Raw genomic sequence first — 10175 nt, 5'->3', positions numbered from 1 at the left:
CTCGCCACGTGCGTCGTCACCCACCGCCAATCGAGGCGGTTGTGTCAGTTCCTCTCAGTTCCAGGGCGTGGCCGCCCAGATCCCGCGGTAGCGGGCTTCCTGGGCCGGCATCTGCGCCTGCCACTCCGCCCCGGGCAGGTAAGCCAGCGGCAGCTCCAACTGCTTCGCCTTCGCCAGCCACTCGGGCTCCGCCATCACGCGCGCGATCGCGTCCTGCAGGCGGGCGGCGATCTCGTCGGAAATGCCGCGCGGGGCGGCGAGGCCACGCTCGCTGGTCATCACCACGTCGAAGCCCTCCTCGCGGAAGGTCGGCACGTTCGGCATCAGCTCCCAGCGCTTCTCGCCCATGGCGGCGAGAGCGCGCAGCGGGGGCGTTTCTTGGTTGAGGATGCCGATCTCGCCGAGGTTCAGGCCGGCGACGTCGATGTGGCCGGCCAGCACCGCGTTCTTCACCAGTCCCGCGCCGGCGTAGGGGGTGTGGATGAACTCCGTCCCGGTGGCCGCCTGCAGCAGGGTCAGGCCCAGGTGGTCGTCGGTGCCGACGCCCGAGGAGCCGACGCTGATGGTCCCCGGCTTGCGGCGGGCGGCCTCCACGAGGTCGCGGAGAGACTTGTGGGGCGAGGCCTGGCGGACCACGAGGGCGGTGGGGTCGTCCACGAGCCGGGCGATGGGCCGGATCTTGGCGCGGTCGTAGCGCACCCGGCGCTCGACCGGCACCGAAAGGTAGCCGGGGGTGTTGATGGCGCCCAGCGTGTAGCCGTCCGGGCGCGCCGACTGGATGGCGACGTAGGCGGTCTCGCCGCCGGCGCCGGGGCGGTTGAGCACGACGAAGTTCGCGCCCGGGATCTCGGCCGCGAGGAAGGGGGCGAGCGCGCGCAGCATGACGTCGGTGCCGCCGCCCGGGGCGAAGCCGACGATCAGCTCGATCGGCCGCCCCGCGGGCCATTGCCCTTGCGACAGCGCCGGGCATGGCAGCGCCAGGGCGGCCGCGCCGGCCGCGAGCAGGGCGCGGCGCCCGATGGTGGTCTTTCCTCTCATCCTCGACACTCCTCCTTCGATGCGAGCGGCCTCATCCGACTGTCGGAATGGCCTGTGGCGGTGGGGCACCCGCCACGGCGGAACCCGTTCCGGGGCCTCCCGCCGCGGATTGCGGGGCGCCCGCCGTTCTCGGGAGCCGCAAGGCCTGCAGCAGCGCCTGCGCCGGGTGCGGCAGTTCCACGCCGTCGAGGCGCTTCGCCTGCGAGCGGCAGGAATACCCCGTCGCGAGCAGCCGGCCCGCTCCGTCCGGCGAAGCCACGTGGCGTCCCCAGCTCAGGCCGTAGATGCGTTCGGACATCGCGCGGTGGTCGGCCTCGTGGCCGTAGGTGCCCGCCATGCCGCAGCAGCCGGCCGCTAGAATGTCCAATTCTAGGCCATGCCGGGCGAACACGGCCCGCCAGTCGCGCAGCGCGGCGGTGGCGGTGGTCCGCTCGGTGCAGTGCGGCAAGAGACGGTAGCGCGATCCATCCTCGGACCGCGGCGGCATGTCGATGGCAAGCTTCGCCAACCACTCCTGCAAGAGCAGGACGCGCGGGAGGTCCCGGCCGCCCAGGGCCTCGGCGTACTCGGCCCGGAAGGTCAGGGTCATGGAGGGGTCGATCCCGACCAGGTCCACGCCGGTCGCCGCCAGCCCGCGCAGCGCGTCCGCGTTCGCCGCGGCCACGCGCCCGAACGCCCCGAGGAAGCCGTGCACGTGCAGCGCCTTGCCGTTCGGTTGGAAGGGCGCCAGCCAGGGCGTGAAGCCCAGCAGGCGGACCAGGTCGAGCACGTCGAGGACGAGGCGGGTCTCGTAGTGGCTGGTGAAGGCGTCCTGCACGACGACGACCGCCCTGCGCCGCTCGGCCTCGCCGAGCCGCCGCAGCGCTTCCGGCGTGGCGAAGGCGAGGCCGCGGGCGGCGAGTTCGCGCCCCAGGTCGATGCCGGACAGCTTGGGGGTATCCACCAGCCCGAACAGGCGCATGCCGGCGCCGCCCGCAGCGCTCCCGACCACCCCGTTGTACAGCCGGGGCACCCGCGCCACGGCCGGCAGGAGGTGCTCGAGCGACGCGACCAGGTAGTCCCGCGCCGGCCGCAGGTAGCGGCCGTGGTAGAGCTCGAGGAACTTCGCGCGGAAGTTCGGGACGTTCACCTTGACCGGGCAGCCGCCGACGCAGGACTTGCAGGCCAGGCAGCCGTCCATCGCCTCCTTGACCTCGTGCGAGAAGTCGGGCTCGCCGCGGCGCCGGGCCAGCGTGTTGCGGAGCCGCGCCGGGAAGGTCCGCCACCCCGCGGAGGCGCGCAGGCGGCGGGTTTCCTCCACCGGGTCCGCGCCGGCGGCGGCGAGGCGGCGCAGCCACTCCTTGAGCAGCATGGCGCGGCCTTTGGGCGAGTGCCGGCGCTCCCGCGTACCCTTCCAGGACGGGCACATCGCTTGGTCAGGGTCCCAGTCGTAGCAGGCGCCGTTGCCGTTGCAGTGCATCGCCTCGTCGAAGGCGGCCCGCACCGGGGGCGGGATCGTGCGGTCCGCCTGCCCGCGCGTCGGCACCCCGTCGATGGTGAGCAGGGCACTCCCGTCGGGGCTGGCGATCTTGCCCGGGTTGAGCTGGTTGCACGGGTCAAATGCCGCTTTCACCGCCTGCACCAAGGGGTAGAGCGGGCCGAAGAACTCCGGGGAGTATTCCGAGCGGACGCCCTTGCCGTGCTCGCCCCAGAGCAGGCCGCCGTATTTCCGTGTGAGGCGGACCACCTCGTCGGTGACCTCGCGGACCAGGACCTCTTGCGCGGGGTCCTTCATGTCGATCGCCGGGCGGACGTGCAGCACGCCGGCGTCGACGTGGCCGAACATGCCGTAGTCGAGGCCGCGCGCGTCGAGCAGGCCGCGGAACTCGGCGATGAAGTCGGCCAGGTTCTCCGGCGGGACTGCCGTGTCCTCCACGAAGGCGATCGGCCGCTTGTCGCCCTGCATGTTGCCGAGCAGCCCGACCGCGCGCTTGCGCATCTCCCAGATCCGCCCCACCGGGGCTTCGCCCCGCGCGACCGTGTAGCCGGCGCGGCCGGCCGCCGGTCCGCCGGCAGCCAGCGCCTCCGCCATGCGCCCGAGCGGCGCCTCCACCTCTTCTTCCGTGTCGCCGACGAACTCGATCAGGTTGGCGCCGCGGACCGGCCCGGAGGCGTCGTCCGGGAAGAACTCGCGCACGCCGTCCCAGACGATGTCCTCCTGCGCGAGGCCGAGCACCTTGGAGTCCACGGTCTCGATCAAGGCCGGGCCGAACGCCATGAGGGCTTGGGCGTCGCGAAGCGCCGCGTCGAAGCTGCCGTAGCGCAGGTTCACCAGGGCGCTGCGCTTGGGGATGGGCAGGACGTTGAGCTTGGCCTCCGCCAGGACCGCGAGGGTGCCCTCGGCGCCGCAGAGGACGGCGTTGAGGTCGAAGCGGCCCTCGCGGTCGCGGATGTGCGCCAGGTCGTAGCCGGTCAGGCAGCGGTTGAGCCTGGGGAAGCGCGCCTCGATCTCGGCCGCGTGCTCGCGCTGGATGGCGTCGACCGCGCGGTGGACGGCGCCGACGCGGTCGGGACGGCGCTGCGCCTCGCGCAGCTCCTCGTCGGACAGCGGGCGCGAGGTCCAGACCGTGCCGTCGGCCAGCACGCAGGTCAGCTCGAGCACGTGGTCGCGGGTCTTCCCGTACAGGCAGGAGCCCTGGCCGCTCGCGTCCGTGCTGACCATGCCGCCGATCGTGGCGCGGTTGGAGGTGGAGAGCTCCGGCGCGAAGAAGAGGCCGTGCGGCGCCAAGGCGGCGTTGAGCTGGTCCTTCACCACCCCGGCCTCGACGCGGACCCAGCGCTCCTCGGCGTTGATCTCGAGGATCCGGTTCATGTGCCGGGAGACGTCCACGACCAGGCCGGTGGTGAGGGACTGGCCGTTGGTGCCGGTGCCGCCGCCGCGCGCGGCCAGGACGACGCCGCCGAAGCGCGGCTCCGCGAGCAGGCGCATGACGCGCGCGATGTCGTCGGTGGCGCGGGGGAAGACCACCGCCTGCGGGAAAAGCCGGTAGACCGAGTTGTCGGTGGCGAACACCGCGCGGTCGGCGTCGCCGGCCGAGACCGTTCCAGCGAAGCCGGAGGCGCGCAACGCCTCGAGGAAGCCCCGGCAGGAGTCCTCGGCGGAGGGGGTCTCGACCAGTCGCGGGATCATCGCGTCACCTGCCCTTGGATCTTGGACGCAACTCGTCTTTTGCTTGGCCCGCCGCTCAGGCCGCGGCGTGGGTTCCTTCGACCGCTGCCCGGAGCCCACCCGGGACCACGATCGCCCCCGGCAGCGCCGGCAGGCGGCCCGCCAGGACCGCGACGATGCACTCCGCCGCCCCCGTTGCCATGGCGACGCCGCCCCGCACGGAGGAGGCGGCGAGGTGCGGCGAGGCCAGCACGCGCGGGTGCCGCCGCAGCGGGCTGTCGGCCGGCAGCGGCTCCGTGGCGAACACGTCGATGCCGGCCGCGGCGATCCGCCCGGCCTCGATCGCCTCCAGCAGGGCCGCCTCGTCGACGATGCCGCCGCGGGCGGCGTTGACGAGGAGCGCTCCCTTCGGCAGCGACGCGAACTGCGCCGCGCCGATCATGCCCCGGGTCTCGTCGCTGAGCGGGCAGTGGAGCGAGAGCGCCTCGGAGCGGGCCAGCAGCGAGGGCAGGTCGGCCACGCGCTCGCCCGGTCCCGGCAGCCCGTCGCCCGGGAGGTACGGGTCGTAGGCCATCACGCGCACGCCGAAGGCGCCGGCGAAGCGCGCGACCTTGGAGCCGATGGCGCCGTAGCCGACGATGCCGAGCGCCAGCCCCTCGGCGTCCCGCGTGACGCGCGTGGCCTTTTCCCAGAGCCCTTCGCGCATGCCCGCCGACACGGCCGGGAGGTCCTTCAGCAGCGCCAGCAGCAGCGCCATGCTGTGCTCCGCGACCGCGCGGGAGTTGGCGCCCGCGGCGCGTGCGACGGTGATCCCGCGCGCCTCGGCCGCCGGCACGTCGATGCCGTCGACGCCGGCGCCGTGCCGCGCCACGACCCGCAGGTGGGGCGCGGCGGCGTCCAACACCGCGCCGTCGATCAGGCCCTGGCGGTGCAGCAGGGCGACCGGCCGGTGCTCGCGGACCGCCGCGACCAGGGCGTCCCGCTCCGGGTAGGCCGCGGTGTAGACCGGGGCGAGCCCGGCCTCCTCCAACAGTGCCACCGCCTCGGGCGCGAGCTTCGCCGCGGTGATGAGCACGGTGGGTCGTCTTGGGGCGGCGGTCTGCGTCATGGCCGGTGTCCTTCCTCCTGTGTTGGGCGGCGTGGAGACGTCGTTTGTGTGGTTCAGTCGCATCGGCGAGGCCCGCCCGCGGGCGCGACGGCCGAATCTGGGCCGCCCGATGCGCCGGTCCTTTCGCGCGCCGCTCAGTCCAACCCTTCGCAGCCCAGCCGCTTCAGCGCGGCGTCCACCCAGGCGGCGTCGTGCGTGCCGGCCTCGATCGCGGCCATCTGCTTCGTCTCGGCGGCCTGCTTCGCGGTGGCCGCGGCGTGCACCTGCTCGACTTGGTCGAAGGGGACGCAGAGCAGGCCGTCGTCGTCGCCGATCACCAGGTCGCCGGGGGCGACGACCATGCCGTCGATCGCGACCGGCACGTTGATCTCGCCCGGCCCGTCCTTGTACGGGCCGCGGTGCGTGACGCCGGCCGCGAAGACCGGGTAGCCGCCGGCCCGGATGGCGGCGCTGTCGCGGATGGCGCCGTTGACGACGACGCCGCCCAGGCCGCGCTTGACCATCTGCGCGATCATCAGCTCGCCGATGATGGCGTTGGTCAGGTCGCCGCCGGCGTCCACCACGAGGACGTCGCCCGGCTCGGCGAGGCCGATCGCCTTGTGCACCATCAGGTTGTCGCCGGGGCGGGTCTTCACCGTCAGGGCGGGGCCGGCGAGCACGCCGCCGGCGTGCATCGGCCGCAGGCGCGGACCGCCGGCCGCCATGCGCGACATGCTGTCGCTGACGTTCGCGACCGGCAACTCGCGGAAGCGCGCGACCACGTCCGGCCCGACCCCCCGGGCGCGCGACAAGATCCTGAACCCTGCTGCCATTGTTCCTCTCCTCCACGAAACGCTTATTGCCGGTCTGCCGCTCCTAGACCGCCGCCCCTCGAGGGCCGGCGACGACGATTGGCGTTGACAGGAGCCCCGTCCGGTGCAATCCGTGTAAAACGAAACGCTGTTTCGAAATACCCGGACCGGGGAGGCGGCGCAAGCGATTTTGCAAGAAGATCCAGAGGAGAAACGCATGCCCGTCTCGCGCCGAACCGTGCTGATGTCCGCCGCCCCTTTGGGAGCCGCTGCCGCAATCCGCCCTGCATCGGCCCAGGAGGCCTACCCCTCCCGCCCGGTCCGGGTGGTCGTGCCGTGGGCGCCGGGCGGGGCGGTGGACACCGTCGCGCGGCGCGTGGCGCAGAAGCTGGCCGAGCAGACGGGCCAGCCCTTCGTGGTGGAGAACAAGGCCGGCGCGACCGGCACGATCGGCGCGGCGGAGGTCGCGCGCGCGCGGGCGGACGGCCACACGCTGCTGGCGATGGACAACACCTACGCGATGCTGCCCTACCTGTTTAACCGCCTGCCCTTCGACCACGCGCGGGCCTTCCAGCCGGTGACGGTGAGCGCCTTCTCGCCCGTGCTGCTGGCGGTCGGGCGCGCCTCGCCCTTCGCCACGCTGGGCGCGCTGATCGAGGCGGCGAAGAAGGATCCGGAGAAGGTCACCTACGGCACCGGCGGCGTCGGGAGCGCGCCGCACTTCGCCACCGCGGCCTTCCAGCAGGCGGCCGCGATCAAGCTGTACCACGTGCCCTACAAGGGCGCGGGCGAGGCGGTGACCGCGGCGCTCGGCGGCCAGGTCGACATGGTCATGGTCTCGCCGGGCTCGGCGCTCGGAAACATCCAGGGCGGGCTGCTCCGGCCGCTGGCGATCAGCGGCGGGCACCGGTCCTCCGCGCTGCCGGACACCCCGACCTTCGCCGAGGCCGGGCTGCCGGGCTTCGGTGTCGTCAACTGGTCCGGCCTCGCGGTGCCGCGCGGCACGCCGGCCCCGGTCGTGGAGAAGCTGCACGCGGAGGTGGGCCGGGCGCTGGCGGCGCCGGACGTGAAGGAGTTCCTGGACTCGATCGCCTCGGAGCCGGGCGGCATGCCGCCGGCGGACTTCACGCGCCTCCTGGCCGAGGAGACCGAGCGCTGGCGCAAGGTCGCCGCCGAAGGCCAGATCGAGCGGCAGTGACGCGGAGCATCCCCGATGACCTTCTTCGCCCCGCCACGCCGCGTTGAGACCGAGGTCTTCACCCGCCTGCCGGACCGCTTCCGCCGCCCGCGCCGCACCGCCTGGAGCGACCACAACCGCGGCGGGCAGGCCGTGGACTCGTTCCTGGAGGGGCCCGCCTTCGACCGCCAGGGACGGCTCTACGTCACCGACATCCCCTTCGGCCGCGTCTTCCGGGTCTCGCCCGAGGGCGAGTGGGAGCAGGTGGCGGAATACGACGGCTGGCCGAACGGGCTGAAGATCCACAAGGACGGTCGGATCTTCATCACCGACTACAAGCGCGGCATCATGCTGCTCGACCCGGACAGCGGGTCGGTCACGCCCTTCTTGGAGACCGCGCGCTCCGAGGGCTTCAAGGGCGTCAACGACCTGTTCTTCGCCGCCAACGGCGACCTGTTCTTCACCGACCAGGGCCAGACCGGGCTGCACGACCCCTCCGGCCGGGTGTACCGCTTGGAGGCGAACGGCCGCCTTTCCTGCCTGATCGGCACGGTGCCGAGCCCGAACGGCGTCGTGGTGGCGCCGGACATGGGCTTCGCGCTGGTGGCCGTGACGCGCGCCAACCAGATCTGGCGTTTGCCGCTGCACGCGGACGGCAGCGTCACCAAGGCGAGCGTGTTCTGCCACCTGCACGGCGGCCCGAGCGGCCCGGACGGGCTGGCCCTGGACGCGGAGGGCTGCCTCTTGGTGGCGCACGCCGGCTTCGGCACGGTGTGGCGCCTGTCGCCGCGGGCCGAGCCGCTGGAGCGCATCGCGTCTTGCGCCGGGTGGTCCACGACCAACCTCGCCGTCGGCGGCGCGGACCGCCGGAGCCTGTTCATCACCGAATCCGAGACGGGCAGCATCCTCCGCGCGGAACTCGGCGTGCCCGGAGCGCCGCTCTACTCCCATGCGGACTAGGCGGACGACGAGGCCCGGCGGAACGGATCCCCGGCGGCGGAGGGGCCAAGATGCGTCTTGCCGCCCCGCCGGTGCCGCCTTAACCGCCGGCGGCATGGACAAGAGCGCCGCCGACAGGAAACGCAAGGCCAAGCCCTCCCTCGAGGGCGTGGCCGCCGCCGATCGGGCGCTGACGCTCCTCTCCGCCTTCCGCAAGGGCGACACCGCCGTCTCGCTGGCCGAGCTCGCGGAGCGCACCGGCCTGGTCAAGAGCACCATCATGCGCCTGGCGATCTCGCTGGAGGAGCACGGCTACCTCGCGCACATGCCGGACGGCTCCTACCGGCTGGACGCGGAGCTGCTGCGGCTCGGCGCGCTCTACCAGCAGTCCTTCCGGCTCGAGGCGCACGTCATGCCGGTGCTGGAAGCCCTGGTGGCCCGGACCGGCGAGAGCGCGGCCTTCTACATCCGGCGCGGCGAGCACCGGCTCTGCCTGTTCCGGGCGGACAGCCCGCACCCGCTGCGCATGCACGTGCGGCAGGGCGACATGCTGCCGATGGACAACGCCGGCATCGCGCAGGTGCTGCGGGCCTTCGGCGCGGTCCCGGTGCCGGCCTGCGCGGCCACGCTGGAGCTGCCCGTGTTCACCTCGGGCGTCACCGACCCGCACACCGCGGCGATGGCCATGCCGGTCTTCGGGCCGGGCGAGCGGTTCGCAGGCGCCCTGAGCATCTCGGGCCCGGTGACGCGGCTGACCGCCGAGGCCGCCGAGGCCGCCAGCGGTACCCTGTGGCAGGCCGCGCAGGACCTCACGGGTGCCCTGGGCGGCGAACCGCCCGAGGGGCCCGCGCTGCAGGCGCTGTCCCGGCCGCCGGGCCCGGCGGCGGTGCCGAAGCCGCTCCTCGACGAACCGGCACAGGCCAGCGCCGGAGGCGGCGCGCGCCGCCGTGCCGCGCGCTGAGTCCGCCGCCCGCTCGGCCCCGGCCGGTCGGCATCCCGCGAGGAGCCGGGAATGGCCGCCGATCCGCCGCATCGCCATGACTTCGACGACTGGACATACGCGCCGTCACGGGCCTGGGTCGCCGCCCGGGCCCGTGACGGCGCGCCAGGTTGCGACGAAGGCTGCAGCGCCGCTGTCACTGTCCACCAAGCGTGCGCCTGCTCCAACTCTGGAACGGACCGGCCATGATGTCCGCTTTCCGCCGAGTCTGTGTGAAAACACCGAGCCGTAACTGCAATCAGCAACTATGTTGCTGCACGAACCATCGGTGTGAGGCTCTATGTGCTGGCGCGAGCGTCCAGCCTGGAAGGACGTTGCGCGACAATCGCCGGCATTCGCGTTTTCACGCGCCCTGCGCCCTTCTCGGTCAGAGACTGTTGAGCAATTTTAGTGCGCGCGCTCGGCCAACTTCCGGAGCGTCAGCCGCGACATGGCGGCGTAGAGCAGCATCTCGCCGGTCCTGGTCAGCCGCTCGCAGTCTTTGGCCAATCGTCGGTTGCGGCCGAACCATGCGATGCTCCTCTCCGCCACCCACCGCCTCGGCAGCACATGGAAGCCGCGCGGGATTTCGGGCGGCTGCTGGACCGACTCATGCACCACGCCGTCGTCGTGCAGATCTCCGGCGAGAGCTACCGGCTCAAGGGCAAGCGGAAGGAGGGCGTCGTCCCCAAGCCTGCCGCGCAGCAGGCGGCGGCGGCGACAGCCTGAGTGGCCCAGATTCCGGTTGGCGCCCCACGCCACCGGTGGCTTGGTTTTCGGCTGATGTTGACAACCGGGGTCCGCGCGGGCGTGGCCGCGCTCCGGGGCTTCGACGAAGGCCTCGCGGACGCCGCCGCTCCCGGGGCCGCGGACCGGCGTGAAGCGCGCGACGGGGTTCGGCGCTGCGGCGTAGTCGGCGGTGCCCGCGGCGGCGCCCCCACGGGCGCGGGTCGGCCGCCTGCCGGTGCGGGGCCGCGGCAGCGCCGGGGGGGGCG

General features: G+C 73.2%; 8 protein-coding genes and 1 pseudogene. 4 read left to right on the top strand and 5 right to left on the bottom strand.

The annotated features are described in order from the left end of the window. Positions 1–54: 54 nt before the first annotated feature. From ABD067_RS25025 to ABD067_RS25010, 4 genes are all read right to left on the bottom strand, one after another. The gene (locus ABD067_RS25025; RefSeq protein ID WP_343898146.1) at positions 55–1038 is read right to left on the bottom strand and encodes a tripartite tricarboxylate transporter substrate binding protein; all 984 of its coding nucleotides are present in this window, start codon (positions 1036–1038) and stop codon (positions 55–57) included. A gap of 31 nt (positions 1039–1069) precedes the next feature. Then, the gene (gene ydiJ, locus ABD067_RS25020) at positions 1070–4207 is read right to left on the bottom strand and encodes a D-2-hydroxyglutarate dehydrogenase YdiJ (RefSeq protein ID WP_343898145.1); all 3138 of its coding nucleotides are present in this window, start codon (positions 4205–4207) and stop codon (positions 1070–1072) included. A gap of 55 nt (positions 4208–4262) precedes the next feature. After that, positions 4263–5294 (bottom strand): hydroxyacid dehydrogenase, encoded by a 1032-nt coding sequence (locus ABD067_RS25015; protein WP_343898144.1) that lies wholly within the window; start codon positions 5292–5294, stop codon positions 4263–4265. A gap of 134 nt (positions 5295–5428) precedes the next feature. Beyond that, positions 5429–6106, bottom strand: coding sequence for an RraA family protein (locus ABD067_RS25010; protein WP_343898143.1), 678 nt, complete (start codon positions 6104–6106; stop codon positions 5429–5431). A 196-nt stretch (positions 6107–6302) separates the two neighbouring features. On the opposite strand from ABD067_RS25010, the gene ABD067_RS25005 reads away from it, so the two are divergent. The 3 genes from ABD067_RS25005 (at position 6303) to ABD067_RS24995 (ending at position 9162) form a co-directional block, all read left to right on the top strand. Further along, complete coding sequence (locus ABD067_RS25005) at positions 6303–7283, top strand: Bug family tripartite tricarboxylate transporter substrate binding protein (protein ID WP_343898142.1); 981 nt, start codon at positions 6303–6305, stop codon at positions 7281–7283. A 15-nt stretch (positions 7284–7298) separates the two neighbouring features. Then, positions 7299–8222, top strand: a complete 924-nt coding sequence (locus ABD067_RS25000) for an SMP-30/gluconolactonase/LRE family protein (protein ID WP_343898141.1) — start codon at positions 7299–7301, stop codon at positions 8220–8222. 94 nt (positions 8223–8316) lie between these two features. After that, the gene (locus ABD067_RS24995) at positions 8317–9162 is read left to right on the top strand and encodes an IclR family transcriptional regulator (protein WP_343898140.1); all 846 of its coding nucleotides are present in this window, start codon (positions 8317–8319) and stop codon (positions 9160–9162) included. A gap of 426 nt (positions 9163–9588) precedes the next feature. Here the strand turns inward: ABD067_RS24995 and ABD067_RS26575 are convergent, their stop codons facing one another. After that, a complete protein-coding gene (locus ABD067_RS26575) occupies positions 9589–9798 on the bottom strand; it encodes a transposase (protein WP_456305267.1) in 210 nt (69 codons plus the stop codon). Here ABD067_RS26575 and ABD067_RS24985 point away from each other — a divergent pair. After that, a pseudogene (locus ABD067_RS24985) lies at positions 9778–9909 on the top strand (ATP-binding protein); the annotation flags it as partial. The gene ABD067_RS26575 and the pseudogene ABD067_RS24985 sit on opposite strands and share 21 nt — an antisense overlap. Between the last annotated feature and the right edge of the window lie 266 nt (positions 9910–10175).

The sequence above is a fragment of the Craurococcus roseus genome (assembly GCF_039523795.1).
In the GTDB taxonomy this organism is placed as follows: domain Bacteria; phylum Pseudomonadota; class Alphaproteobacteria; order Acetobacterales; family Acetobacteraceae; genus Craurococcus; species Craurococcus roseus.
The sequence above is the reverse complement of the archived record's forward strand: the minus strand, read 5'-3'. Positions and strand labels throughout refer to the sequence as shown.